Below are 26,183 nucleotides of genomic sequence, written 5' to 3'. Positions count from 1 at the left end.
CCCGACCCCGGCTGGCCTCACTGGGGGCCAGCCTGAGTTACTTTGGTGAAGGGACGGCTTTCAAAAGCATGTCCCTGACCCTGTCGGCGTCTGAAACCTGAAGCCGAACCGGCAAAGTGATCACTTTGCTTCGGAACGCGGGCGGCAGGCGAACGGCATCTTTTTCGGTGGTGACCATCTGAGCGCCCAGCAAACGCGCCTCGTTTTCCAGTCGGGTCATCAGGGCCTGTGTCAACGGTTGGTGATCGTCCAACGCCTCGGCCCGTACCAGATCCACACCCAGCCGCCGCAGGGTTTGGAAGAACTTTTCGGGATAGCCGATGCCTGCAAACGCCAACGCACGCGTTTCCGACCAATCCATACCGGTTTGCAGGGGTTCGACCGCCCCGGTGACGTGGGGAACGGTCAACCGGCGTTTCCAGTTGTCGGCAAATACCTTTTGCGCCGCCTCTTCCCCCAAGGACAGTACAAGATCGGCCCGTTGCAGGCCGGTATCGACGGGCTCTCGCAGTGGACCGGCTGGCAGGCATAATCCGTTTCCAAATCCGCGCTGGGCGTCCACAACGATAATCGAGAAATCCTTGGCGACCGAAGGGTTCTGAAAGCCGTCATCCAGAACGATCACCGTAGCCCCCGCTGCGGCCGCTGCACGCGCGCCCGCCGCCCGATCCTTGGCGACCCAGACCTCGGCAAACATCGCCAGCAACAGCGGCTCGTCCCCCACCTCGGCGGCGGTGTGCCTGCCCGGATCGACCTGCACCGGGCCTTCCAGTGACCCGCCATGTCCTCGCGTCACGACATGCGGTTTGTGCCAGGCATTACCCAATTGTTCGAGAGTCCAGATCACGGTGGGCGTTTTCCCGGTTCCACCTGCATTGAGATTGCCGATGCAGATCACGGGCACACCGGGATTTTCCCCTGATTTCGAGGCAATCCTGCGGGCCGTCGCCGTGGCATAAAGGCGGCCCAGCGGGGCCAGCAGCCGCGCCCTCAGATCCGGCTGGTCCGGAGGTGTGTTCCAGAAATCAGGTGCCCGCATGATCTGCGCTCCGCTGGTCCAGAATATCCTGCACCATTTCGATGAGGGTGTCTGCCTGCGGCGCACCTTCGGTGATTATCTGCCATCCAGCCAAAGCCATGTCAGCGGCGCGGTCTGGTGCCAGAAGCTGTACGACGGCATCGCCCAACTCGGTTGCTGACTTGACCTCATTGGCTGCCCCTGCCTGTTGAAGGTGGGCGTAAAGCTCGTGATGGCGATGCACGAATGGTCCAGAAATTATGGCAGACCCCAGCGCGATTGCGTCGGACGGGTCCTGACCGCCTGCGCCGCGTTCCATTGAACTGGCCATGAACGTCACTGCCGACACGCGGTGCCACAACCCCAGATTTTCGGGGTCTGCAGTCAGAACGACCTGCGTGCTGTCTTCGATCAATTCACCATCGTCCCAGTTGACACAGCGTAAATCCATCGTCTCTAGCCGCCGTCTTAGGGGGGCGGCCTCGTGAACGTCGGCGACGTGAAGTACCAAAACCAACCGGTGCAAAAGGCGCAATGCCTGACGATGTGCTGTCAGAACCGAAATGAACTCTTTGTCCTGCACCCAGGCAGCCAGCCAAACAGGCCGCCCTGCCAGCGTGTGGTTGGTTTCGATCAGCTCGTCTTCTGGCCAAGGTCTTGGATTTGGGCTGATGCGCAAAGGTGGCGATTCTTCGACTGTTGAAAACGGGATGCCAAGTCTCCGGATGTGCCGGGCGGTTTCAGAATTTGCAGTCAGTATCTTGCGAAAGCAGCTAAAGGTCACTCTGGTTATGTCTGGCAGCCAGCGCGCGTTCCTGGACAGTGCAACGGTAAATTGGGCGTCGAACAACACCAAGGGTACGGCCTGTTCATCGGCTCGGGTTATGATGTTGGGCATCAGATCACCACCGACCCAAATCCCGATACCTGGGCGCCAATATTCGATAAAGTCACGCGCGGCCCCGCTCTGTTCCTGAGGCAGGTTGATCAGGGGAAAACTGCATTCCGGCCAGGCAGACAGTTCCGCGTCCGGCGGGGCGGTCAGTAGAAAGTGCAGCTCGGATCGGGACTGAAGCAACCGGCGGCAAAAATCACTCACCGCCCGCAGGCGGTCTGGCGTGGCGACGTGCATCCACACGACCTCGCCTTCGGGGCGTGGCAGGTCGGTTTTTACACCAACGCCGTTCCGCATTCTCCAGGACAGCACCCGATAAGCGGCAAGGCTTAATGAGCGCGGTTTGCTCATGCGCCGATTCCGGGCCCGATCGGGTCCAGCTGAGCCCACAGTTGCCCGTGGATCGCGGTGCTGGCGGCGATTACGCCATTCAGCCTGGGGTGGGCATTGTTGAAGATCAGCGGTTGACCCAAACGGTCTGAACAGACGCCGCCTGCCTCTCGGATGATCAGATCGCCAGCGGCAATATCCCATTCCCAGCTGGGGCGAAGGGTCAGCATGGCATCGAACCGCCCCTGCGCGACCAGAGCCATGCGATAGGCAAGCGAGGGTCGATATGCGCGGTGGAAGGCTGGAACATTCTGATTGCGCCAGTGCTGTGCGTCCAGATTTGGTTTGGCGGCCAGAACCTGAGATTGCAGTAGCTCAGGCGTTTTCGACGTCGTAATCTTTTGCCCGTTGAGAGTGGCGCCCTGACCCTGCGCCGCAGCATAAAGCAAGTCGCGCATCGGCAGGTAGATTACAGCGGCAGTCACAATGCCATCGACTGCAACGGCCAGCGAATGCGCCCAAGTGCGCGCGCCTTCGGTAAAGCTGCGGGTGCCGTCAATCGGATCAACGATAAAGGCGTTGCTGCGGTCCAAGCGCTCGGGCGAATCCTCGGATTCCTCGCTGAGCCAGCCATAGCCCGGTCGCGCAGCGCACAGCTTTTCTTCCAGCATCGCGTTGACGGCCAGATCGGCCTCGGTCACCGGACCGGCGCCACCGGGTTTGTCCCAACGCTGTGCTTGCGTCCCGGAATAGCGTGTAGCGATCTTGCCGGCCTCAATCGCGGCCTCAATCAGAAGGGGCAGATCAGTTGCCGGCAAGTGTCATTCCTTCGATCAACAGCGACGGGACCACGCGCGACAAATATCTGCGCGCGTCATTGGCGGGAATGATCCGCCGCAACATATCACGCAGATTACCTGCGATGGTGCATTCGTTGACAGGATGCGTGATCACACCGTTTTCGACCCAAAACCCTGATGCACCACGGGAATAGTCGCCTGTATTGGGGTTGATCGTCGATCCGATCATGGACGTGACCAGCAAACCGGTTCCCATATCGCGCAGCAGATCTTCGCGACTGCGGGTCCCTTGCGTCAGGCTCAGGTTCCAGTTGCTGGGCGAGGGTGGGCCGGACACCCCGCGCGCAGCGTTGCCTGTGGAGTCCATGCCCAGCTTGCGGCCACTCGACAGATCCAGCGTCCAGCCCGTCAGGACACCGTTTTCCACGATCACCCGGCGCTGCGTTGGCAGGCCTTCTGCATCAAATGGGCGCGAGCCTGAGATACGCGGGCGGTGCGGATCTTCGATCAGCGACAGATGCGCGGGCAGAACATCCTGCCCAAGACAATCCTTGAGCCAAGACGCGCCCCGCGCAATAGCGGCCCCATTGCTGGCGGCCAGAAGATGCCCGATCAGCGAAGACGAGATACGTTCATCAAACAACACCGGGAAACTGCCGGTCGCAGGTTTGCGCGCGCCAACCTGTTGCACAGCGCGTTCCCCTGCGGTGCGCCCAATCTCAGCCGCGTCGCGCAGGTCGGATTGAAACGTCCGGCTGTCACCGTCATAGTCGCGCTCCATCCCGGTGCCTTCACCCGAGATCGCAACGCATGAGATGGATCGGCTGCTGCGCTCATACCCACCGGAAAACCCGTTTGTAGCCGCCAGATGCACCCGGTGCGTTCCGTAGCTTGCAGCAGCATCCGACACCTGCGTGACGCCTTTTACCGCCAGTGCTGCGGCCTCGGCGGCCAGCGCATCCTGCATCAGGCTTTCCGCGGACGGGGCCGGGGCAGTGTCCAGCAATTCCAGTGACTGAATATCCCAGTCACTGGCCAGTTGGCTTTTGTCCGCCAGCCCGGAATAGGGGTCCTCGGGCGCCTCTTTTGCCATAGCCACGGCGCGTTCGGCCATCGCCGCAAGGGTTTCCGGGCGGCTGTCAGAGCTGGACACAATGGCTGAGTGTTTACCCAGAAACACGCGCAAACCCAGATCGGCGCCTTCAGAGCGTTCCGCATGTTCCAGTGCGCCGCCCCGCACATCGACCGAGACCGAGGACCCTTCGAGAACGATGGCATCTGCTGCCTCTGCGCCTGCCCGGCGAGCGACATCGAGCAATTGTTGGCTGATTTCTTCTGGCGTGCGGGTCATGAGGTCTCCGGGTTGATTGCCAAGGACCTAGCCTCGCACTGCCCGCCCCGCAAGACCTATGACCGGATTGGGCTGTGTGGATCGTGATTAATCCATGCCGCTACCAAGTTTTGCACAAGGTTCCCAGGAATGGAAAGGGCCGCACTGCGCGGCCCTTTCAGATAGGTATCACTTGATACGCTGGCCATTCGCCAAAATCTGGCCGTCTTCGGTGAATTCGATGGTCGAGTTCAGGGTGTCAGGCTCATCGCCGGGGACCGCCATCAGACCCATCATCATCCGCGCGCCCAGCGCATCGTCATCCGAAATGAGGCCCATGCCGATCAGCGTATCGATCAGCTGATTGGCGCCAACAAGTTTCAGGTTCGCCACGCCGCTTGGGCTGGGCATTCCCCCAAACTCTTCTGTGTTCGAATTGTCGAAGGCGAAATCGCCATCACCTGTCAGTTTGGCACCAACCAACGAAACCAGAAGCTGGCTGATTTTCAGCGAATGCAGCTCACCCGGAGCTTCGTCCGACTCGACGTCGATTTCTGGATCGAAGATGTTCATCAGAACTTTTGCCGTGCCGGTCGTGTCCAGCGCAATTGTCGCCGGATCGCGGGGCAGCGCGCCTGCCGGGTCAAAAATGCCCCACAGGACATCAGACATGGTGAAATCGGTCATGTTGAGGCCAAATGCAAAGGGCTGTATTTCGTCCGATTGCTGGATCGGGAATTCGAAATTCAACCCTGCGCTGGCCATGGACAACTCGATCGGGAATGGCAGGTCTGCTGTTGTAACCGCCAGTTTGGTGCTGTTCTGCGCGATGTCATAGGCGATACGCTCGGCGTCGATGCTGGCGGCAAAGCGTCCACCTTCCGAGGTGCTGTTCATCGAGAACGCCTGGCCTTCGCTGGTCCCGCTCAGATCGGTGCTGCCGGATGCATAGGTAAACGTGCCATCAAAGGCGAAACCCGCTTGGTAAAACGCCTGCGGATCAGACATGTCAAAATCCAGCGGGATCACGTTTTCGCCTTCAAAGGCCAGTTGGCCCAGTTGGCCATTGATCAGCCCGCTTTCACCGTTTTCCGGATCCTGAAAGTTCAGGTCATAGGTCAGTGTATCGCTGTTGAATGTCTGGGTGATGCTTCGGTGTTCGCCGATTTGCATCCGCGACCGACCGGCCAGATCACCTGCCTCGACCGCGATGCTGAAAACCTCGTTCGGCAGCGGTTCGCCATCGACTTCAATCGAATCCAGTGAAATGCCCAGTTTGTCAGCAGTGTAGTCATAGGTCATGTCTTCGGGTGTACCCGAAACAACCATCTTCAGTTGGCTGTGCGAATAAATCACTTTGGCTGCAAACTCTTCATCATCGGCTTTTCCCGTGACATCCATGGGAAAGCTTTCGGGCAGTCCGATGGTAACGGTTCCGTCACCATTTTCGGTCAGCGTCATTTCAGGCATGACCATCTGGAACTGCCCGTCTTCTTCCGGAAAGGTCAAAGAAAGTGTCATGTTCGAAATAGTGGTGACGTCACCGGTGATGCTTTCGTCACCTGTAACGGTGTAGCCCATTGAAGTGAAATAGCTTTGCCAGTCGGACCAGACATCATTTGCAGTAAGGTCGGCGAACGCGCCCTGGGTCGCAACGGCGTAAGCCAGAACAGCACCGCAGCTGCGGTGGAAGAAAACGGACATAAGGTAACCCTTCTTGATCAATTTGCGGCGCATGGTCGGGGTTGTGGCACCTATCGTCAAGGGGGCAAGGGCTGGACCATTTCCCCGTTTCCGCGTTACGGCTGTTGCCGGGATCGATAACAATGCGTGAGGAGAGGCGAATGCAGGGGAAAACAGTTCTGATAACCGGGGCCAGCCGTGGCATCGGGGCCGAAGCGGGGCGCGTTTTTGCCGCAGCCGGGGCCAATGTCGCATTAGTGGCCCGCAGCCGAAATCAGATTGATGCCTTGGCCGCTGAACTGGGTGATCAGGCCATCGCGCTGGCCTGCGATGTCAGCGATTTCGCGCAGGTCGAGCAGGCTGTGGCCACATGTGTGGATCGGTTCGGTGGGCTGGATGTTCTGATTGGCAATGCCGGTGTGATCGATCCAATCTTTCATCTTACAAACGCCGATCCTGAGGCCTGGAGCAAAGCCATCGATATCAACCTCAAAGGTGTTTTCTACGGGATGCGTGCGGCATTGCCGGTGATGCGGGCCGCCGGGGGCGGAAGCATTCTGACCGTCTCGTCCGGCGCGGCGTCCAACCCGGTTGAGGCGTGGAGCCATTATTGCGCGTCAAAGGCCGGGGCAAAAATGCTGACGGAATGCCTGCATCTGGAAGAAGCCCAACACGGTATTCGCGCCATGGGGCTGTCGCCGGGGACGGTTGCCACGGATATGCAGCGGTCCATCAAGGCAAGCGGCATCAATCCGGTCAGTCAACTGGACTGGGACGCGCATATTCCCGCAGACTGGCCAGCACGTGCCTTGTTGTGGATGTGTTCCAAGGACGCGGATGAGTATTTGGGAACGGAAATCTCGCTGCGTCTGGAAGACATCCGAAAAAGGGTTGGGTTGATATGATCGACCTGAGGAAAGAGGATGGCCTGTGGGTCGTTACGATCAACAATCCCGAAAAGGCAAACGCCCTGACCGGAGCGATGCTGAATGAACTGGTCGGGATTGCCGAGGCCGCAACCAGCGCGCGGGCGCTGATCCTGACGGGCGCGGGCAAAGTGTTCAGCGCGGGGGCCGATCTGGACGAGGCGCGCGCCGGTCTGGCCACCTCTGACGTCTGGGAAAGACTGTCCGGTGCCATCGCCGCATTGCCCTGTCTGACCATTGCCGCGTTGAACGGAACTTTGGCTGGCGGGGCCAATGGCATGGCTTTGGCCTGTGACCTTCGCATTGCGGTGCCAACAGCCAAGTTCTTTTATCCGGTGATGAAGCTGGGGTTCCTGCCGCAACCGTCCGATCCGAAACGGCTGGCGGCTTTGGTGGGCCCGGCCAGAACCAAATTGATCCTGATGGCAGGTCAGAAGATCACCGCGCAAGAGGCGTATGACTTTGGTCTGGTTGACCGGATCGTCGAGCCCGATCATCTGATGCAAACCGCGCGTGACTTTGTGGCAGACAGCGTGAACGCTGACCCCGTTGTCGCCAGGGATATCGCAAGGATGTGTTCATGAGGATTTCGGCCGTTCGGTTGCGGGTCGCTGACCCGGAAGGACTGGCCCTATTCTATCGCGACGTTCTGGGTATGCGGGTTGACCGGCAGGGGTCAGGTTGCCGCGTCGGCTACAACTCGGAAGATGCGGACCTTCTGCTGTTGCCGGGTGGTGGGGGATACACCCATGACCGGGGCCAAAGATATTGGAAGATCGGAATTACCGTTCCTGATGTCGATCTTGCGGCAGCGCATCTGCGCGCGCTGGGTACTGCGGTAAGCACGCCGAGCCAGTTTTTGGATATCGGGTATATGTGCCATCTGGCTGATCCCGAAGGGTTTGTCGTCGAATTGCTGCAACATGATTTCGAAGGTAACAAACCGGTGCAGGTTGCAGATCCGGATGCTCCGTTTGCGCAGGCCCGGATCGGTCAGATAACCCTTCGAACCGGTGATATTGCGGGTGAGGACGCGTTTTGGCGCGCGCAAGGTATGTCCTTGCTGTCGATGCAGGAGGTGGCCCCCCATGGCTTTGATCTGCATTTCTACGCCTTTACCGACGAAACCCCTCCAAACCCCGATTTGTGGGCCGTCGAGAATCGCGAATGGTTGTGGAAGCGACCGTATACGACATTGGAGTTCCAGCATCTTGCGGGTGCGCAGTTTGCGCCCGTACCGGATTACCAGGGAATAGAAGTCGAGGGGTTGGCCGCACCTTTGAAAGACGCCTTTGGCGATCCGGTCCTGCCTGGCTGATCACCTGTTGCGTCGCTTGCCCGGAACTTTCGACCGAAATCCGGGTGGGCGTTTACGCACCCAGATCAGGAATTTCTCAAGCCTGGGATGCGCGCGCAAGGCTGCGACCGTGTTGTAACTGCGCGCCAGTTCGGCCTCGGTCAGAGTGGCATGCACTTCTTTGTGGCAAATCTGGTGCAGAAGGACGGTGGGTCCGCCCTTGCCTCCTTTGAGTTTTGGGATCAGATGATGCAGGCTGCCACCCCCGCTGGGGATTGGGCGGTCGCAGAGCGGGCAGATCGGATCGTTGTTCGCCATGATGGTTTGAAACTTGCGCCGATGGATGGCGAAGGCAAGAGGGTGCGAATGGCGCAGGCAGTGGTGATCGGAGCAGGCCCCGCAGGGTTGATGGCGGCCGAGCAACTGGCCGAGGCCGGGCATTCCGTACTGGTTGCCGAAGCCAAGCCCTCGGTTGCGCGCAAATTTCTGATGGCAGGTAAATCGGGGCTGAACCTGACAAAGGACGAACCGCCTGAGACACTGATGCGGTCGTATGCCAATGCGGCGGACTGGTTGTGCCCGATGATCACCGCCTTTGATGCGCAAGCCGTGCAGCACTGGGCGCGTGGATTGGGCCAGACATTATTCACGGGCTCCACCGGGCGGGTTTTTCCCGAGACCATGAAGGCGTCGCCCTTGTTGCGCGCATGGCTTGCGCGACTGGACGCAGCAGGGGTTGAGATCAAAACCCGTTGGCGATGGAAAGGTTGGGAAGCTGATGCGCTGGTATTTGAGACCCCGGACGGGCCGCAAAACCTGATTGCTTCTGTAACCGTTCTGGCGCTGGGCGGGGCAAGCTGGGCCCGCCTTGGGTCGGATGGTCAGTGGGCGCAAATCTTGTCCAGCAGGGGCGTGGAACTGGCACGGTTCGAACCTGCGAATTCAGCCCTGTCGGTGGACTGGAGCCCTCATATGCAGCCACATTTCGGGGCGGCGCTGAAATCGGTTCGGTGGATGGCCGGTGACCTGGATAGCCGCGGCGAGGCCGCAATCTCGGCAACCGGGCTGGAGGGAGGCGGGCTTTACACCCTCACCCCTGCTTTGCGCAAAGGGCAGCCACTTTATGTCGATCTGGCACCTGATCTGGACCTTCAATCCTTGCGGGCGAGATGGTCGTCCAGGAAGTCGAAAACCACGCTTTCGCAATGGATGAGAAAATCGTTGAACCTGTCACCGCAGAAGATTGCCGTGTTTCACGAGATGGCAAAACGCAGTCAGTTGCCGCTGCCCGGCGAAGTGGAGGCTCTCAAGAAACTGCCAATCCTGCACGCGGGGCTGCGACCGATGGATGAGGCCATTTCGACGGCAGGCGGCGTGAAACGATCCGCGTTGGATGACGGGTTGATGCTGAAAACCATTCCGGGTGTATTTTGCGCAGGTGAGATGCTGGATTGGGAAGCGCCAACCGGGGGCTATCTTTTGACGGCCTGTCTTGCCACGGGTCGCTGGGCCGGTCGGGCCGCTGCCGACAGGCTGGATCAGGTCAGATAACTCAGCGCGACCGCGCAAGCATCGCCAGACGAATCATTGCGCGCTCGACCAGTGCCATTGAAGGGGCTGTCTGTCCGGCGGATCGCAGGGAGAGGTCAGTATCCGTCAGAACGGTCAGAGCAGTTTGCAGCTTGGGCGCCCCCCAGCCCTGTGCCTGACGCAGAATACGGTCACGGCGTTTGCCGTAAACCGGCGGACGCAACTTACCGATACCCTGCGCAGCACCACCGGGATCCGAGGCGCAGGCATAAAGTGTGCGGAAATGCCGGGTTGCCCCAATACACAGGGTTACCCCGTTGGTGCCTTGTGCCTGCAACCGCCGGATCAGCGGCCCGATCTCACCGGCGCGGCCTTCGGCAACCACGTTCAGCACGTCGTCAAGCGCCGCCTCGGTCGAACGCGGGGCGCAGGCTTCGATGTCTTCCATGGTCAGCTCAGAGTTGTCACCACGCTTGTAAAGCGACAGTTTCTCAACGGTTTGGGTGAAGTCACCGGGGCTGAGACTGTTGGCCAGTTCGCTGATGGCAGACATGACATCGTGGGGGATGTTTTTCAGCTGCGCTTCGGTCAGAACCCGCTCGACCTCTGCGCGCGATGGCGGGTCGTCATAAATGCCTATCGCATAGGCCGCAGAATGCCCTTCGAACGCTTTACGGATTTTCGAGTTTGGTTTCAGCTGACCAGCCGTCACGATGATCTGAGCGTCGCCGGGGACCCAATCTTCAAGCGCGGCCAGAATCACAGGCGCGGCGGTTTCGGTGGCGTCTTCCACAAACACCGCACGCGGGCCGGGGAAAAACCCAACCGCCTTGACCGCGTCCAGCAGCGACGCCGGATCGCCGCGCAAATCACCGCCCGGCAGGCGGGCCAGGCGCATTTCCTCTTCCGCACCGGGACCAAGCAGTGCGGCCAGAACCTGTTGCCGCTTAAGCGCCACCCGCATGGCATCCGCACCATAGATCAGCAGCCCGGTCTTGTCCGCATCCGGCTTGGCGAAATACCCGTCAGCCTCGCGCGGGCTCAACTTCATTTGGACAAGCCCGGCGTAGAATACAGGCGGTTCACGATATGCCCGGACAGGATCACCATCAGGCGTTCTTTCGCATCGCGTTCGTCAGCCAGCGTCGACACGGTAGAGCCCGAAGCAGAATAGCCCACAAAATCGGTTACGGTGCCGGACGCCGCGACTTGCCCGGTTTCGTTGGATTTCAACGCGTATTGCGCCCGTCCATCAATCGTGTACCGCGTTGTCTCGTTCGTCGTGGTTATGGCCGCGCCGCGGGTTTCGGTCGAGACCTGAACATCCAGAGTGTAATCGCTGACAGATCCCGCGCTGCGGCCCAGTTGGTGTTCAAGGTTTTGAACCAGAAGATAGCTTTCGACGGTATTTGGCGCAGATACCGCCACCCGACCGAACAAGGCTGAGCCTGACCCGCCCGGAGCATAAACCGGTTGGAAGCCGCAGGCAGCCAGTACCAGCGGCATCACAAGCAATGTTCTGCGATCAAACAACGACATTCACAATCCGGCCCGGAACAACGATCACTTTTTTCGGCGCGTTGCCATCCAGCGCCTTTTGGACAGCTTCGGTGCTGAGCGCGATATTTTCAACCTCGGCTTTGTCCATATCTTTCGGAACGCTGATTTCCGCGCGACGCTTGCCGTTGATCTGGATCGGCAGGGTGACGGTGTCATCAACCAGCATCGCCTCATCCGCGACGGGCCACGGGGCGACGGCCACAAGGCCCTCACCACCCTGATGCGCCCAGATATCTTCCGCCAGATGTGGTGTCATCGGTGACATCAACTGGGCCAGTGTTTTGATCGCTTGTTTCTGAGCCGCCGCACCGGCCTTGGATTTTGCCAGCGTATTAGTGAAAGCATAAAGCTTGGCTATGGCGGCGTTGAAACCAAAGCTTTCGACACCCAATGTCACGTCGCGGATGGTTTTGTGCATCTCGCGCAACAGGTCCTCATCGCCTTCGCCCGCTGCATTGGCCTCCATGGTACCGATCCTGTCACACAGATTCCAAACGCGATTCAGATGCTTATAGGCGGCTTCGGCTCCTGCCGCCGTCCATTCCACGTCTCTCTCGGGTGGCGAATCGGACAACACGAACCAGCGGGCCGTGTCGGCGCCAAAGGCCGAAATGATGCTGACTGGATCGACCACGTTTTTCTTGGATTTCGACATCTTGGCCGAAGGGATGATTTCGACCTCAGTACCATCGGCCAGTTTGCCGTCGGTCACATCCTCGGGCAGGTGATAGACCGGGCGGCCGTTGGCGTCGCGCGTCTGGTAGATCTCATGCGTCACCATGCCTTGTGTGAACAGCGCGTCGAACGGCTCGATGGCCTTTTGGGGCAAGTGACCGGTGAGGTTCATCGCCCGCGCGAAGAAGCGTGAATACAGCAGGTGCAGAATCGCGTGTTCAATGCCGCCGATATACTGGTCGACATTCATCCAGTATTCGGCCTCGTCCAGATCGGTGGGTGTTTCCGCACGCGGAGCGGTGAAACGGGCGAAATACCACGACGAATCGACGAAGGTATCCATCGTGTCGGTCTCGCGCTTGGCCGGTGCGCCACAAGACGGGCAGGCGCAATCGCGCCAGGTCGGGTGTCGATCCAGCGGGTTGCCGGGCTTGTCGAATGTCACATCGTCGGGCAGGCGGACCGGCAGGTTTTCTTTCTTCTCGGGCACCACACCGCAGCTTTCGCAATGCACGACGGGAATCGGACACCCCCAATAGCGCTGACGGCTGAGGCCCCAGTCGCGCAGACGGTATTTGGTGACACCCTCGCCCCAACCCGCTTTTTCAGCAAAATCGACGGTGGCGTTGATCGCCTCGTCACCTGTCGCCTCGGTCAAACCTGCAAAATGGTTCACCCAGCGAACTTTCTCGGTTTTCGGCGGGACGAATGCAATTTTGTCGACCGGCGTGTCGTCATCCAGCGCAAAGAAGGTATCGACCACGGGCAGGCCGTACTTACGGCAGAAGTCGAGGTCGCGCTGGTCATGTGCAGGGCAGGCAAAGATTGCGCCAGTGCCGTAATCCATCAGGATGAAATTGGCGATCCAGACCGGCAGTTCCCAGCTCGGGTCCAGCGGGTGCTTGACCTTGATGCCTGTATCAAAGCCCAGCTTTTCGCCAGTTTCGATGGCTTCTTCCGTGGTGCCACCTTTGCGACATTCGGCCACAAATTCAGCCACTTCAGGGTTTTCGGCCTCAAGCTGTTTTGCGATCGGGTGATCGGGCGAGATGCCAACGAAAGATGCGCCCAGCAGCGTGTCGGGGCGGGTTGTATAAACGGTGATCGGCTCTCCGCCATCAGTGCGTTCAAAGCCGAATTGCAGACCGCGCGACTTGCCGATCCAGTTCTCCTGCATCAGGCGCACCTTGGCGGGCCAGTTGTCCAAAGTGTCCAGCGCGTCCAGCAATTCTTCGGAATAGTCCGAGATCTTGAAGAACCACTGGGTCAGTTCGCGCCGCTCTACCAATGCGCCCGAACGCCAGCCACGACCATTTTCAACCTGCTCGTTGGCCAGAACGGTCATATCGACCGGGTCCCAGTTCACCACAGCGTTTTTGCGATAGACCAGCCCGGCATCAAGCATATCGAGGAACAGCGCCTGTTGTTGGCCGTAATACTCGGGGTCGCAGGTCGCGAACTCACGTGACCAGTCGATGGACAGGCCAAGTGGTTTCATCTGATCGCGCATGTCTGCGATGTTGCTGTAGGTCCAGTCCTTCGGATGACCCCCGATAGCCATCGCGGCATTTTCCGCAGGCATCCCGAATGCATCCCAGCCCATCGGGTGCAGCACGTTGTGACCCGTCGCCAATTTGTGCCGCGCGATGACGTCACCCATCGTGTAGTTGCGCACATGCCCCATATGGATTCGGCCAGACGGGTAGGGAAACATCTCAAGCACATAGTATTTCGGCTTGTCCGCCTTGTGGTTGGCGGTGAAGATCCCGGCCTTGTCCCAGGCCTCTTGCCATTTTGCTTCGATTTCGGTGGCCGAGTAGCGCGACATTTTGCGGTCCTTCGTGAATGAAAACGCCGGGTAGGAACCCGGCGTGGTAATATTGTGATTTTCGGCGGGTTGCTAGAACTTGTTGTCCGCTATGCGTAGCTGTCGGGCGCGCGACAGAATCGCATCCTCGACTGCGCGGGATGTTGCCGCACTCACCGGGGCCCCTCCGCTCGATTGAAGCGCTACCGACAACGAGCGCGCGGCAAGCGCCGGATCGCTGATATGAACAGTAGCCCGGTAGGATCGGCCGCCGCCCGGAGGTGTGCCGTAACCCGTTACGATTACACCGGTAAACGGATCAACCTCCTGCACGGGCAGGAAGCTCAGTACATCCAGTGAAGCCGCCCACAGATACCGGTTTACGTTTGTGGTCTGCTCGGCGGTGCTGCGGTCAAAGATATCCCAGATAGTTGCCCGATCGGGGTCATTCAGCTCTTGTTCGTCCGAATTGCCGCCAGCGATGTTCGGGGAGTATGTTGTCGAAGCGTTTCGATTCTGCCCACATGCCGAAAGAGCAGCGGTCAGCAGGATCATTCCCAAAATCGTCGGCAGGCGCATTGCAAACAGGTCCTGTTTCACTTGTTCTACAGTATTCAGGGGATACTCCTAGCCAAGGACCCCCGCTGCAACAAGCCCATTCTTCTGAAATGTAAGTGTATCAGCTGCATCGGGGCGAAAACTGACTGTGGCATCCTTGCACCAATTTGACCTCAATGACGCCGACGTCTTTATGCCAAGCTTGCGCAAAGGGGGCAAAAAGAGCGAAACGGTGTCCGTGCTGAGACATGTGCCGAGGCATATGTCGAGTAGATAACTCTTTTGAAACCGAGGGAAACAAGATGAAAAAAGTTCTCTTCGCATCGACGGCGCTGATTGCGACCGCAGGCGTTGCAGCAGCTGAAGTTAACTTCAGCGGTTATGGCCGCTTTGGTATTGGTTACGTTGAAGATCGTAGCGGTACCGTTGTAAACGTCCAGACAACCGGTACCGCGCCAGGCGTTGGTACGGCTGTTGTTCAAACTGACGACGCGATCCTGGTTTCGCGCTTCCGTCTGAACATCGACGGTTCTGCAGAAACCGACGGTGGCGTTCGTTTCGAAGGCCGCGTTCGTCTGCAAGCTGACGAAAACAGCGGCAACGGCGAAGCAAACCGCGCTGGTCTGAACGGTGCACGCTTCTCGGTCATCTACGGTGGCCTGCGTGTTGACGCCGGTAACGTTGCAGGTGCCTTCGACAACCTGGCAAACTACTACGGCAACGAAGTTGGTCTTGAGCTGTTCGCTGGTCAGTACTCGGGTGTTAACTACAACTTCCTGGGCTACACTTCGACCGGTTCGGGTTCGAACGCCGTGTTCTTCCAGTACTCGGTTGGTGACTTCTCGTTTGGTGCATCGTACGACCAAGCGACTGTAGCTCTGAACGGCGTGCCTATGGACGCAGACCGTTGGGACATCAGCGCAACCTACACCTTCAACAACATCACAGCTGCTTTGGCCTACGGCCAGACCGACGCTGGTGTTGCTGGTGTAAGCGATCCGAGCCTGACCGTTCTGACCCTGGGTGGTGAATGGGGTGACTTCGGCGGTACTCTGTTTGTTGCAGACGACGCAACTCAGGTTGCAGCAACTGACGGCACCGCATGGGGTCTGTCGGCAACCTACAACGTTGGCGCCGCAACAACCCTGATCTTCGCTTACGGCGACGGTAACGCATCTGCTGATACTCAGCAGGTTGCTCTTGGCGCGATCTACGACCTGGGTGGCGGTGCATCGCTGCGCGGTGGTATCGGTGTCAACGACTGTGACAGCTGCACAGACTCGACCTTCGTTGCTGACTTCGGTGCTCAGTTCAACTTCTAAGCTGATCTGAACCGCAAGGTTTAAGGGCGGGTCTTCGGACTCGCCCTTTTCTTTTGTGTCGACTTGGTGTTTTTCTGCGCAAAACAGGATGAGGGTCCCATGTCGTTGCAAGACGTCACCGCACGTATCGCCAAAGCCGAAGCCAAGTCGAACCGACCGGCAGGTTCCGTCAAACTGATTGCTGTGTCCAAAGTGCAGCCGAATGACAGGGTGCAGGCAGTTCTAGAGCAAGGGCACAGATGTTTTGGCGAGAATCGCGTGCAGGAGGCGGCAAGCAAGTGGCCCGCTTTCAAAGAACAGTTCGAGGGTATTGATCTGCACCTCATTGGCCCGTTGCAGACCAACAAGGCTCGTCACGCAATGGAACTGTGCAATGCGATCCATTCGGTAGATCGACCCAAACTGGCCAACACACTGGCGCGTTTGGCACAGGAAATGGGAAACTGCCCGAACCTGTTCATTCAGGTCAACACCGGTGAGGAAGACCAAAAGGCCGGTATCCTTCCTGCGGACGCGGACAGTTTCATTGCCGAGTGCAGGTCGTTGGATCTGCCCGTGCGTGGATTGATGTGCATTCCTCCGGTCGATGAAGAGCCTGCTTTGCACTTTGCGCTATTGGCCAAAATCGCTGCACGTAACGGGCTTGATGGATTGTCTATGGGGATGAGTCACGATTTCGAACAGGCCATCGCTTTGGGCGCAACCCACGTCCGTGTTGGCTCGGCCATCTTTGGCGAACGGGTTAAACCTCAGGAATGATCAGCCATGATCCGGGGGCAATGCGCTGTGATATCCAGTGCAGATGGTCTCGGCGAAAGGCAACGCAGCCTTCTGTAGGATAACCGGGTCTGCGCCATTGGTGCAGAAAAATCGCTGACCCTCTGCCCGGAACGGCGTTTGGCCAGTTCCAGTCGGTTAACAGAATCAGGTCATATAACGGGTCGGCGCGGCGCAGCTTTTCATGGCTGAATGCATAGGGTGCGCTGACCATGTGGTTGTATCTGCTTTCAGACACGTCGTCAGACCACAAGTCTCGTGGGCCAATGGCACGGGCCCATTTGCTGGGGGCGGCCATTCGGTCGGCCCGGTATAGCATGCCGACGATTCGATGATATCCGGTGGGGGTCGCGCCATCGCCTTCGCGTTTTGCGTTGCTCAACCCGCCTTTGCCCACGGAACAGGGAAACACCCTGCCAAGAAACCGGATGCCTCGTGGGGTTAGAACAAGATCGTTTGGGGTCAAAGCAGATGCCCTGACTTCTTGGCCTTGGTCGCCAGGTATCCCCGGTTGTGGGAGGTTTCGCCAACCTTCAGAGGGACACGCTCGGTTACTGCGATACCTGTCCGTTCCATCATGGCGATTTTGGCCGGGTTGTTGGTCAGCAAGCGGACAGAGTTGAAACCCAGCGACTTCAATATGTCCGACCCAAGCCGAAAATCACGCTCATCATCCTCAAAACCCAGCCTGTGGTTCGCCTCAACGGTGTCAAAACCCTGATCCTGAAGGAAATAAGCGCGCATCTTGTTCGCCAGACCGATACCGCGCCCTTCCTGATTCAGATACAGAAGAACGCCTGCACCTTCTGCCCCCATCTGTGCCAGGGCACCGCGGAGTTGCGGGCCGCAGTCACATTTCAGGCTTCCCATCAGATCGCCGGTGAAACAGGCAGAATGCAATCGGGCTAGCACAGGCTTGTCGCGGTCCGGGCGCCCGATCTCGACGGCGTAGTGCTCTTCACCACCGTCTTCAGGTCGGAAGACGTGTAACCGACCGGCTTCGGACACCTCCATCGGAAGACGGGCCGCGACGACTTCGTGCAAAGTACTGCGATCCGCCAGATGAGGCGTGGCGCGCGTGTGATCAATGCAGGTCAAACCGAGCGAAGCGGCAAATGCCCTGCCGTCCTCGACAGGCACCACGACCACAGCGGGAAGGATGCGCGCGGATTTGGCCAATGCTATTGCGATACGGTGCAGATTGGCATTGCCGTGCCGCTCGGTCATCAACGGGCCCTTCATGGGCGCGTTCAGATCGTCGGAAGGATCAGCAACCGCCTGTACCCATGCGATATCTGCATCCGCCGGGATCGAAACCCGCGCCAGATCCCCGTCGTATGCCCGCGCTTTCAGGGTTTCAGCGCGTCGCCCAGTTATGGCCACCACCGGATTCCCTAGTTTTTTCAGGTCGGCCAGACGCTGCGGGCTGAGCGTTTCGGCAGAAACCGCAAGCACGCTGAAGCCACTGTCATCGGTCAGCGCAACGGGAACGCCCATGCGCAGATCGGCCCGGGCCCGGGCGAGAAGTTCCGTGATATCGGGGATGAGACTCATCAATGTTACCCTATAACGCTCAATCTTTCTCCTAGCCCTTTCGAAAGGAAATGTGAAACATTTCCGCGAACTCTGACACGAAGGCGTGAAACGGTTGCAGCAAATCTTGTTGATTGCATATTCCACGCGCAAGTGATGGAAAAGCGTTTGGAGGACCGGGAAATGGCTCAACTCAAGAAAATCCTGCTGGTGGACGATGACGAGGACCTGCGCGAGGCGCTCAGCGAGCAACTTGTCATGACCGAAGACTTTGACGTGTTTGAGGCGTCAGACGGTCACTCTGCCATGGAGCGCGCGCGCGAAGCGATCTATGACCTGGTCATTCTTGATGTGGGTCTGCCGGATACCGACGGGCGCGAACTGTGCCGCCTCATGCGCAAACAGGGTGTCAAAAGCCCGATCCTGATGCTGACCGGTCATGACAGCGATGCCGATACGATCCTGGGCCTGGATGCCGGCGCGAATGACTATGTTTCGAAACCATTCAAGTTCCCGGTGCTTCTGGCACGTATCCGTGCGCAGCTTCGCCAGCATGAACAATCCGAGGACGCAGTATTTGTACTTGGCCCCTATACGTTCAAACCGGCGATGAAGATGCTGATCACGGAAGAGGACAGAAAAATCCGCCTGACCGAGAAGGAAACCAACATCCTCAAATTCCTGTACCGCTCGACCGACGGCGTGGTGGCGCGGGATGTGCTGCTTCACGAAGTTTGGGGATATAATGCTGGTGTTACAACGCATACGCTGGAAACCCACATCTACCGCCTGCGTCAGAAGATTGAGCCCGATCCGTCAAATGCGCGCCTTTTGGTCACAGAATCCGGTGGATATAGGCTAGTGTCTTAACTGGGTGTGGATTGACTTGGATCAAAGTGATACCCTGTACTCATAATTAGGTTACTCCCAACCCGCGCATGTCCGGGTTATGACATGCACCTCCCTGTTGGACTGCCGGGCCGAATGGCCCGGCTTTTTTCTTTTCCGAAGGACGAAATCATGTGCCGCCTGTACCGTCACAGGCGTTGCGAAACCCTGAATGTTCCTGTAATGTTCTATTTCTCGCGAAAGGTTGGAGGAGCGCGTGATGATTGAAGGAAGCTGTTTGTGCGGGGCGGTGAAGTTTAACCTGAAGTCTCAACCATCCGTGATGGGAACCTGCCACTGCTCAAGATGCAGAAAAGCCGGGGCCAGCACAGTCGTATTTGTCAACAAAGAAGACTTGGTGTGGGTTCGGGGCAGGGAAAACGTAACGCTGCACCAGCCCGATCCGCCCTACAAATACGGCAGGTGTTTCTGCACGAAATGCGGGACATCTTTGGGCGAAATCATTTCAGAAGCAGATAGTTTTCCAATCGCAGCAAATGCACTGGATACCGGGTTAGAGCAGAAAGTTCAGTTTCACGAATTTGTTTCGGAAAAACCGGACTGGTACGAGATTTGCGATGATGCCCCCCAAAATGAAAGCCACCCGTCCTAGATTTTCTTTTCTGATGGTACCCCATCCCCCACCGCGTTAACCTCCGCCCAACCGCGACAGAGGATTCCCTGACCATGCCCTTCACCCTTGCCACCTGGAACATCAACTCGGTCCGACTGCGCGAACCAATCGTGCTGAAACTGTTGGAAGAAGAGGCGCCGGATGTTCTGTGTTTGCAGGAATGCAAGTCTCCGGTTGAAAAGATTCCGACCGAAGGGTTCGCGGCGCTGGGCTATACCCACATGATTGCCCGTGGCCAGAAAGGATATAATGGCGTCGCCATCCTGTCCCGCCTGCCGATAGAAGAGGTGGGCGACAAGGATTTCGCTGATCTCGGCCACGCGCGCCACATAGCCGGGCGGCTGGAGAATGGTGTCACGATCCACAACTTCTATGTCCCCGCGGGCGGTGATGTGCCGGATCGTGAAGTGAATGAGAAATTTGGCCAAAAGCTCGACTATCTGACGGACATGCGCGATTGGTTCCACGCGGAAAAGCCGGAAAAATCCATCCTCGTCGGCGATCTGAACATTGCCCCGCGTGAGGATGACGTCTGGTCGCACAAACAATTGCTCAAGGTCGTCTCGCACACTCCGATCGAAGTGGAACATCTGGCCGAGACCCAGGACGCAGGTGGTTGGGTCGATATCACCCGGCAGGATATTCCCGAAGGGCAGCTTTTCAGCTGGTGGTCCTACCGGGCCCGCGACTGGGATACGGCAGACAAGGGGCGGCGGCTGGATCATGTCTGGGCCACGCCCGATATTTCAAACGCGGGCCATTCCAGTCGCATTCTGCGCGACGCGCGTGGGTGGGATAAGCCTAGCGATCATGCGCCGGTCTTTGCGACTTTCGACATTTGAACTGAAACTCTGCCCTTGGTTTCTGCGACAAGCGATTGCATATAGAGCGCAAGTTCGAACGAAAGAGTGATTGCCATGGACATCCTGAACGGCGCAGCCGCCCCAGCCACCGATCTGATCAAGGACGGGACCGAGGCCACTTTCATGGTCGATGTGATCGAAGCCTCGCAGGAAACGCCTGTTATCGTTGACTTCTGGGCACCCTGGTGCGGCCCGTGCAAGACGCTGGGCCCGATGCTGGAAGACGCGGTTACCGCCGCCAAAGGCGCGGTGAAGATGGTCAAGATCAACGTGGACGAGGCACAGATGATCGCCTCGCAGATGCGCATCCAGTCGATTCCAACGGTCTACGCGTTTTTTAAAGGGCAACCCGTGGACGGTTTTCAGGGCGCGCTGCCGGGGTCCGAGATCAAGGCTTTCGTGGATCGCGTGATCGAGGCGTCAGGTGGGGAAAGCCCGGGCGGCCAATTGGATGACGCCGTAGTTGCCGCCGAAGAAATGCTGAGCGACGGCGCCGCGGCAGATGCTGCGCAGACTTTTGCCGCCATTCTTGGCGAAGACCCGAACCACGCGGCAGCATATGGCGGGCTGGTGCGGGCACATATCGCCACTGGCGATCTGGAACATGCCGAGGCCATCCTGAACGGTGCACCCGCCGAAATATCCAACTCGGCCGAGGTCGAGGCTGCGCATGCGCAATTGCAGCTGGCCAAGCAGGCGGCTGATGCAGGTCCGGTGGCGGATCTGACAGCGGCCGTTGATGCTGATCCCGATAATCTTCAGGCCCGGTTTGACCTGGCGCAGGCCTTGCACGCGAACGGCGAAGTGGAAGAAGCCGTGGCGCAATTGCTGGAATTGTTCCGCCGGGATCGTGAGTGGGATGACGGGGCCGCCAAGACCCAGCTTTTCACGATCTTTGACGCGCTCAAGCCCAATGACCCGATCGTTCTGAATGGTCGCCGCAAACTCAGCTCGATGATATTTGCCTAATTTCTGATCAGAGCTAGAATTGGGACATGATGCATCCCGCCGACTTGCCGGACACCGTATCCGTTTTCCCCTTGCCCGGGGCGCTGTTGTTGCCCCGCTCGCGCTTGCCGCTTCACATCTTCGAGCCGCGCTATTTGCAGATGCTGGACGATGCCCTCAAGACCAAGGAACGGCTGATCGCGATGGTCCAGCCAAATCCTTCGGCCCATGATGAGAACAAACTGCACCGCATCGGATGTGTCGGGCGCGTGACCCAGTTTTCCGAAACGGAAGATGGCCGTTATCTGATCACGCTGACCGGTGTGTCCCGGTTCCGGGTGGTGTCAGAGCTGGACGCTTTCACGCCATATCGGCGATGCGAAGTCTCGTGGGACGGCTTTGACAGGGATCTTGGCAAGGCCGAACACGACGACAGGTTCAATCGCACCAAGTTCCTGGCTTTGCTGGAACGTTTCTTTTCGTCCCGGCAATTGTCCACTGACTGGGATTCGCTGAAAGATGCCGAGGATGAATTGCTGGTAAACTCACTGTCCATGCTGTTGGACTTTGACCCGGAAGATAAACAGGCCCTCTTAGAGGCCCCTTGCCTGCGCACACGGCGCGAGACGCTGATGACATTGATAGAATTCGCAATGCGAGGCGGATCGAATGAGGAAAAACTGCAATGACTGACCCTGAACACGCCTTTGATCGCCGTATGCTCGAAGCTCTGGTCTGCCCGCAGACGCAAACGACCCTGCGCTATGACGCCGAAAGGCAGGAGCTTGTGTCACAGGCCGCTGGGCTGGCTTTTCCCATCCGCAACGGCATTCCGGTCATGTTGGTCGACGAGGCACGGCAGCTGGACTAAATTGGTTGCCCTTGCAGCAGCTTGGGCAAATCTCCGGTCAAACCGGCGGCTTCGCGCACGAAACCGCGCCGCAGCCCCGGCAGTGCGCCGACAATTCCCATACCAACGTCTCGCCCAATGCGCAGCAACGGGTTGTCGTTCGAGAACAGCTTGTTGAAGACATCCGTTGCCATCGCAAGAGCAGCGGTGTCGAACCTGCGCCACTCCTGATAGCGTTCCAAAACCAAAAGCGACCCGATGTCTTCGCCGCGCCGTCCTGCCAAGGTCAGAACTTCTGCCAGCGCGCCGACATCACGCAAACCGGCGTTCAGACCCTGACCGGCAATCGGGTGCATCCCGTGGGCGGCATCCCCGACCAGTGCCAGACGATCAGCGATAAAGGAATTGGCGATGGTCAGGTTCAAAGGATAGGTGAAACGATCTCCGGCCAGGTGGATGTCACCGAGGAAATCGCCGAACCGCGGGCGTAGCACTTGCAGATAGGCGTCCTCGGGCAGGGCGTTGATCTGCTGTGCGGCCTCGGTGCGTTCGCTCCATACGATGGAACTGCGATTGCCGGTCAGCGGCAGAATCGCCAAGGGACCCGGCGGCATGAAGAACTGATGGGCAATGCCGTGATGCGGCAATTCATGTTCAATGGCGCAGACAAGTGCGGTCTGGCCATAATCCCAACCGGTGCGCTTGATACCTGCGCGGTGCGCGGTGCCGCTGCGGCGACCGTCACACCCGACCAGCAGGCTGCTGTTCACCGTCGCACCATCGTCCAGCGTCACGGTCACTCCGGTAGTGTCGGCCTTTTGCGACACAACAGTCTTGCCACTCAGCTGAGTGATGCGGCGCTCATCGGCCATAGCGTCCAGAAAGGCGCGGCGCAGGTGACGGTCTTCGACCATATACCCCATCGGGCCTTCTTCTATTTCGGCATGGTCGAAATGCATAAAAAACGGTGACGGGCCTGTACCTGCGTGGCCGTCTGTGACCTTGATCTCCAGCATCGGTTGGGCGTGTTCCGCAACGCGGTCCCAGACACCGATGGCAGCCAGCAAGCGCTGTGACGCCAAGGCCAGCGCATAGGCTCGCCCGTCGAATGCCGCATTCTTGCGGACCTTCTCTTCCAGCGCATCAATCACTGTGACCGAATGTCCGGTTTGTGCCAGAGCCAATGCCAAAGCCGGGCCGTTCAGCCCGCTGCCCACGATCAGAATGTCAGATGCCTGTGTCATGCCCTGCAATATGCGCGCCCTTTCGGGATTGTCCATGTGCAGTCCTGTCGCTACCGTTCTTTCAAGCCAAAAAGCAGGAGGGGGCGGGATGCAGGATTGGTTGACCATGACGGCGTGTGATTTGGGCCGTGGAATTGGGATGGGCCAGATCGATCCGGTTGAATTGACGGAAACCTACCTGTCCGCAATAGACGCCCATCCGCACCGCGACCGCATCTATGCCCGCGTCACCCATGACCGCGCCCGCGCCGAGGCCGAAGCCGCTCAGCAACGCGCGAAGATGGGATTGCGGCGGTCGTTGCTGGATGGGGTTCCCATTAGCTGGAAAGACCTGTTCGACACTGCCGGCACCGCGACCGAGGCCGGGTCGGCACTTTTGAAAGACCGGGTGCCTGATGCGGATGCACTTGTGGTGCGCAACGCAACGCAGATGGGGACGGTCTGTCTGGGTAAGACGCATATGAGCGAACTGGCCTTTTCCGGCCTTGGATTGAACCCGATCACCGAAACGCCCCCTTGTATCCATGATGAAACGGCGGTGCCGGGCGGGTCTTCATCTGGTGCGGGCGCGTCGGTTGCCTGGGGGCTGGCGGCTTGCGGGATCGGTTCCGATACCGGCGGTTCGGTGCGAATTCCAGCGGCATGGAATGATCTGGTAGGGTTGAAAACCACGGCCGGGCGGCTGAGCCTTGAAGGCGTGGTGCCGCTCTGCCTGCGGTTTGACACTGTCGGGCCACTGGCGCGATCCGTTGAAGATGCAGCACATATGCTGGCCCTGTTGGAAGGCGGGGCACCTGCGGACCTGAGAGGCGCTTCGCTGAAAGGCCGTCGTTTTGCTGATTTGCAGAACATTGCCAAGGACGACCTGCGCGATGCCCCGCGAAGAGCATATGACGAGGCCATTGCGAAACTTGCGGATGCAGGCGCTGAGATTGTTCCATTGGACGTGCCCGAGCTGAACGAGGCGATGACCCTGTCCAGCATCGTCTACACGACCGAGGCCTACGGGTTGTGGCGCGATGTGATCGAGGCCAACCCAGAGGCAATGTATCCCGAAATCCTGGAACGGTTCCGCATTGGTATGGGATATTCCGGCACCGATTATGTCGCGGCCTGGGCCAAGCTCAAGGCGTGCCGCAGTGCCTGGGATGCGGCAACTGCCGGGTTCGATGCGGTTCTGGCACCCACAGCACCGATTTTGCCGCCCAATCTGGACCGGTTGATGACCGATCACGACTATTACGTGACTGAAAACCTGCTGGCCCTTCGCAATACGCGGATCGGCAACCTGATGGGGCTTGCGGCGCTGACCCTGCCCACCGGAACGCCCAGTTGCGGGCTGATGATGATGGGGTATCCGAACTCGGAAGAGGCCCTGTTGAGGTTGGGGTCAGCGGCAGAATCGGCATTGGCCTGAATGCCACAATCCACTGATTCGGAACCTCTTTGTCTGGACGAAGAGGTATGCGGACTGTAATCTGCCAAAAAAACGGGGCGCAAATGACCCCGATATTGAGGCAGTAACATGGATTTTCCCGAGCGGTTTTCGAACCTACCGGAATATGCATTCCCGCGTTTGCGCGCCCTGTTGGATCACCATCAACCGGGCGGTGACGTCGTTCATATGACGATTGGCGCGCCCACGCATGATTTTCCGGCCTGGGTGACGGATGTCATCATGGAAAACGCGGCCGGGTTTCAGGGCTATCCGCCGAACGAAGGCTCGGAAGACCTGCGCGGTGCAATCTCGGGCTGGATCAAGCGGCGCTACGGGGTCGAAATGGACCCTGACGCCAACGTCATGGCGCTGAACGGCACACGTGAGGGGCTGTACAATGCGGCCATGGCGCTGTGCCCGGAACAGAAGAATGGCAAACAACCGATCATCCTGTGCCCGAACCCGTTTTATCAGGTCTACATGGTCGCGTCGATTTCTGTGGGTGCGCAACCCTATTTTGTCCCTGCAACCGCCGCGACGGGTCATCTGCCGGATTATTCCGGCCTGTCTAAAGATGTGCTGAACCAAACAGCGGTGGCTTATATCTGTTCCCCGGCCAACCCGCAGGGAGCGGTTGCATCGCGCGACTATTGGGCTGACCTGATCCGTCTGGCCGAGGCTTATGATTTCCGCATCTTCGCCGACGAATGCTATTCCGAGATTTACCGTGACCAAGCCCCGACGGGGGTTCTGACTGTCGCGCAGGAACTAGGGGCTGATCCCGAACGGATCACGCTGTTTAACTCCCTGTCAAAACGCTCGAACCTGGCTGGTTTGCGCTCGGGCCTGATTGCCGGTGGACCAAAGTCCATCAGCCAGGTGAAAAAACTGCGCACCTATGCCGGATCCCCACTGCCTTTGCCTTTGCAAGCCGCCGCCGCGCGCGTCTGGGCGGATGAGACACATGTCGAGCAAAACCGCGCGCTCTATCAGGAGAAATACGCCATTGCCGATGAAGTGTTTGCGGGCGTGCAAGGTTACATGTCGCCAGAGGCCGGGTTCTTTCTGTGGTTGCCGGTCGAGAATGGCGAGAACGCAGCATTGAAGGTTTGGAAGGATACCGGTGTTCGGGTTCTTCCGGGCGCATATCTTTCACAAGGCGATCCGGGGAATAACCCGGGCGAAGGCTTTATCCGGGTTGCATTGGTAGCCCCAAAAACAGAGTTGCAGCGCGGTTTGATCACACTCCGCGACTGCATCTATACGTGAGGTACGAG

Annotated in this window: 27 protein-coding genes; 14 read left to right on the top strand and 13 right to left on the bottom strand. The window is 58.7% G+C overall.

All coding sequences use genetic code 11. The features are described from left to right. Nucleotides 1–37 precede the first annotated feature (37 nt). The 5 genes from lpxK to ACR0M3_RS14745 all read right to left on the bottom strand — a co-directional run bounded on the left by lpxK (nucleotide 38) and on the right by ACR0M3_RS14745 (nucleotide 6,077). Entirely contained in the window at nucleotides 38–1,039 is a 1,002-nt protein-coding gene (gene lpxK / locus ACR0M3_RS14765; protein ID WP_480911470.1) for a tetraacyldisaccharide 4'-kinase, read from the bottom strand. After that, nucleotides 1,026–2,264 carry a 3-deoxy-D-manno-octulosonic acid transferase gene (locus tag ACR0M3_RS14760; RefSeq protein ID WP_480911469.1) on the bottom strand — a complete coding sequence of 413 codons (1,239 nt, stop codon included), beginning with the start codon at nucleotides 2,262–2,264 and terminating at the stop codon, nucleotides 1,026–1,028. The genes lpxK and ACR0M3_RS14760 overlap by 14 nt, the downstream gene beginning before the upstream one ends. Next, complete coding sequence (locus ACR0M3_RS14755; protein WP_480774102.1) at nucleotides 2,261–3,061, bottom strand: inositol monophosphatase family protein; 801 nt, start codon at nucleotides 3,059–3,061, stop codon at nucleotides 2,261–2,263. The genes ACR0M3_RS14760 and ACR0M3_RS14755 overlap by 4 nt, the downstream gene beginning before the upstream one ends. Further along, nucleotides 3,048–4,394, bottom strand: coding sequence for a TldD/PmbA family protein (locus tag ACR0M3_RS14750; protein ID WP_480774101.1), 1,347 nt, complete (start codon nucleotides 4,392–4,394; stop codon nucleotides 3,048–3,050). The genes ACR0M3_RS14755 and ACR0M3_RS14750 overlap by 14 nt, the downstream gene beginning before the upstream one ends. Nucleotides 4,395–4,562: 168 nt before the next feature. Then, a complete protein-coding gene (locus ACR0M3_RS14745; protein ID WP_480911468.1) occupies nucleotides 4,563–6,077 on the bottom strand; it encodes a DUF2125 domain-containing protein in 1,515 nt (504 codons plus the stop codon). A gap of 140 nt (nucleotides 6,078–6,217) precedes the next feature. Between ACR0M3_RS14745 and ACR0M3_RS14740 the strand changes: the two genes are divergently transcribed. The 3 genes from ACR0M3_RS14740 to ACR0M3_RS14730 are packed head-to-tail and all read left to right on the top strand — an operon-like array spanning nucleotide 6,218 to nucleotide 8,300. Further along, nucleotides 6,218–6,961 carry an SDR family oxidoreductase gene (locus tag ACR0M3_RS14740; RefSeq protein ID WP_480539630.1) on the top strand — a complete coding sequence of 248 codons (744 nt, stop codon included), beginning with the start codon at nucleotides 6,218–6,220 and terminating at the stop codon, nucleotides 6,959–6,961. Beyond that, nucleotides 6,958–7,566: an enoyl-CoA hydratase/isomerase family protein gene (locus ACR0M3_RS14735; protein ID WP_480539629.1), complete on the top strand. Its 609-nt coding sequence runs from the start codon at nucleotides 6,958–6,960 to the stop codon at nucleotides 7,564–7,566. The genes ACR0M3_RS14740 and ACR0M3_RS14735 overlap by 4 nt, the downstream gene beginning before the upstream one ends. Then, the gene (locus ACR0M3_RS14730) at nucleotides 7,563–8,300 is read left to right on the top strand and encodes a VOC family protein (RefSeq protein ID WP_480833092.1); all 738 of its coding nucleotides are present in this window, start codon (nucleotides 7,563–7,565) and stop codon (nucleotides 8,298–8,300) included. Before ACR0M3_RS14735 ends, ACR0M3_RS14730 begins: the two co-directional genes overlap by 4 nt. Here ACR0M3_RS14730 and ACR0M3_RS14725 read toward each other — a convergent pair whose 3' ends face one another. Next, complete coding sequence (locus ACR0M3_RS14725) at nucleotides 8,301–8,597, bottom strand: HNH endonuclease (protein WP_209599595.1); 297 nt, start codon at nucleotides 8,595–8,597, stop codon at nucleotides 8,301–8,303. It abuts the gene before it with no gap. Between the two features lie 48 nt (nucleotides 8,598–8,645). Here ACR0M3_RS14725 and ACR0M3_RS14720 point away from each other — a divergent pair, with 48 nt between their 5' ends. Continuing rightward, nucleotides 8,646–9,830, top strand: coding sequence for a TIGR03862 family flavoprotein (locus ACR0M3_RS14720; RefSeq protein ID WP_480911466.1), 1,185 nt, complete (start codon nucleotides 8,646–8,648; stop codon nucleotides 9,828–9,830). Nucleotide 9,831: 1 nt separating this feature from the next. On the opposite strand, the gene holA is transcribed toward ACR0M3_RS14720, so the two are convergent. The 4 genes from holA to ACR0M3_RS14700 form a co-directional block, all read right to left on the bottom strand. After that, nucleotides 9,832–10,860: a DNA polymerase III subunit delta gene (gene holA, locus ACR0M3_RS14715; protein ID WP_480911464.1), complete on the bottom strand. Its 1,029-nt coding sequence runs from the start codon at nucleotides 10,858–10,860 to the stop codon at nucleotides 9,832–9,834. Beyond that, nucleotides 10,857–11,348 carry an LPS assembly lipoprotein LptE gene (gene lptE, locus ACR0M3_RS14710; protein WP_267364334.1) on the bottom strand — a complete coding sequence of 164 codons (492 nt, stop codon included), beginning with the start codon at nucleotides 11,346–11,348 and terminating at the stop codon, nucleotides 10,857–10,859. Before lptE ends, holA begins: the two co-directional genes overlap by 4 nt. After that, nucleotides 11,335–13,872, bottom strand: a complete 2,538-nt coding sequence (gene leuS, locus ACR0M3_RS14705; RefSeq protein WP_480539621.1) for a leucine--tRNA ligase — start codon at nucleotides 13,870–13,872, stop codon at nucleotides 11,335–11,337. Before leuS ends, lptE begins: the two co-directional genes overlap by 14 nt. 72 nt (nucleotides 13,873–13,944) lie before the next feature. Continuing rightward, nucleotides 13,945–14,430 carry a DUF3576 domain-containing protein gene (locus tag ACR0M3_RS14700; protein WP_480484184.1) on the bottom strand — a complete coding sequence of 162 codons (486 nt, stop codon included), beginning with the start codon at nucleotides 14,428–14,430 and terminating at the stop codon, nucleotides 13,945–13,947. A gap of 281 nt (nucleotides 14,431–14,711) precedes the next feature. Between ACR0M3_RS14700 and ACR0M3_RS14695 the strand changes: the two genes are divergently transcribed. Beyond that, nucleotides 14,712–15,731, top strand: a complete 1,020-nt coding sequence (locus ACR0M3_RS14695; RefSeq protein ID WP_480484112.1) for a porin — start codon at nucleotides 14,712–14,714, stop codon at nucleotides 15,729–15,731. A gap of 99 nt (nucleotides 15,732–15,830) precedes the next feature. Continuing rightward, complete coding sequence (locus ACR0M3_RS14690) at nucleotides 15,831–16,490, top strand: YggS family pyridoxal phosphate-dependent enzyme (RefSeq protein ID WP_480484111.1); 660 nt, start codon at nucleotides 15,831–15,833, stop codon at nucleotides 16,488–16,490. On the opposite strand, the gene ACR0M3_RS14685 is transcribed toward ACR0M3_RS14690, so the two are convergent. Together ACR0M3_RS14685 and ribA are read right to left on the bottom strand one after the other, a co-directional pair. Continuing rightward, nucleotides 16,474–16,974 carry a L,D-transpeptidase family protein gene (locus ACR0M3_RS14685; protein ID WP_480484110.1) on the bottom strand — a complete coding sequence of 167 codons (501 nt, stop codon included), beginning with the start codon at nucleotides 16,972–16,974 and terminating at the stop codon, nucleotides 16,474–16,476. The genes ACR0M3_RS14690 and ACR0M3_RS14685 overlap by 17 nt on opposite strands. Further along, complete coding sequence (gene ribA, locus ACR0M3_RS14680) at nucleotides 16,971–18,062, bottom strand: GTP cyclohydrolase II (RefSeq protein ID WP_480484109.1); 1,092 nt, start codon at nucleotides 18,060–18,062, stop codon at nucleotides 16,971–16,973. Before ribA ends, ACR0M3_RS14685 begins: the two co-directional genes overlap by 4 nt. Nucleotides 18,063–18,224: 162 nt before the next feature. On the opposite strand from ribA, the gene ACR0M3_RS14675 reads away from it, so the two are divergent. From ACR0M3_RS14675 to ACR0M3_RS14650, 6 genes are all read left to right on the top strand, one after another. Next, complete coding sequence (locus ACR0M3_RS14675; RefSeq protein ID WP_171724917.1) at nucleotides 18,225–18,911, top strand: response regulator transcription factor; 687 nt, start codon at nucleotides 18,225–18,227, stop codon at nucleotides 18,909–18,911. Between the two features lie 238 nt (nucleotides 18,912–19,149). Next, nucleotides 19,150–19,542 (top strand): GFA family protein, encoded by a 393-nt coding sequence (locus ACR0M3_RS14670; RefSeq protein ID WP_267364337.1) that lies wholly within the window; start codon nucleotides 19,150–19,152, stop codon nucleotides 19,540–19,542. 74 nt (nucleotides 19,543–19,616) lie between these two features. Beyond that, nucleotides 19,617–20,405: an exodeoxyribonuclease III gene (locus tag ACR0M3_RS14665; protein ID WP_480911462.1), complete on the top strand. Its 789-nt coding sequence runs from the start codon at nucleotides 19,617–19,619 to the stop codon at nucleotides 20,403–20,405. A 75-nt stretch (nucleotides 20,406–20,480) separates the two neighbouring features. Further along, on the top strand, nucleotides 20,481–21,395 hold the full coding sequence (gene trxA, locus ACR0M3_RS14660; RefSeq protein WP_267364326.1) for a thioredoxin: 915 nt from the start codon (nucleotides 20,481–20,483) through the stop codon (nucleotides 21,393–21,395). A gap of 26 nt (nucleotides 21,396–21,421) precedes the next feature. Beyond that, nucleotides 21,422–22,063: an LON peptidase substrate-binding domain-containing protein gene (locus ACR0M3_RS14655; RefSeq protein WP_480506416.1), complete on the top strand. Its 642-nt coding sequence runs from the start codon at nucleotides 21,422–21,424 to the stop codon at nucleotides 22,061–22,063. Further along, nucleotides 22,060–22,245, top strand: coding sequence for a Trm112 family protein (locus tag ACR0M3_RS14650; protein ID WP_209504973.1), 186 nt, complete (start codon nucleotides 22,060–22,062; stop codon nucleotides 22,243–22,245). Before ACR0M3_RS14655 ends, ACR0M3_RS14650 begins: the two co-directional genes overlap by 4 nt. Here the strand turns inward: ACR0M3_RS14650 and ACR0M3_RS14645 are convergent. Continuing rightward, nucleotides 22,242–23,504: an FAD-dependent monooxygenase gene (locus ACR0M3_RS14645; RefSeq protein WP_480911460.1), complete on the bottom strand. Its 1,263-nt coding sequence runs from the start codon at nucleotides 23,502–23,504 to the stop codon at nucleotides 22,242–22,244. The two genes, ACR0M3_RS14650 and ACR0M3_RS14645, sit on opposite strands and share 4 nt — an antisense overlap. Nucleotides 23,505–23,556: 52 nt before the next feature. On the opposite strand from ACR0M3_RS14645, the gene ACR0M3_RS14640 reads away from it, so the two are divergent. Both ACR0M3_RS14640 and ACR0M3_RS14635 read left to right on the top strand, forming a co-directional pair. Then, entirely contained in the window at nucleotides 23,557–24,885 is a 1,329-nt protein-coding gene (locus ACR0M3_RS14640) for an amidase (RefSeq protein WP_480911458.1), read from the top strand. 108 nt (nucleotides 24,886–24,993) lie between these two features. Beyond that, on the top strand, nucleotides 24,994–26,175 hold the full coding sequence (locus ACR0M3_RS14635) for an aminotransferase class I/II-fold pyridoxal phosphate-dependent enzyme (RefSeq protein WP_480911457.1): 1,182 nt from the start codon (nucleotides 24,994–24,996) through the stop codon (nucleotides 26,173–26,175). Nucleotides 26,176–26,183 lie beyond the last annotated feature (8 nt).

The organism is Ruegeria sp. O5 (assembly GCF_056535105.1).
This window is presented reverse-complemented; position numbering and strand designations above follow the sequence as displayed.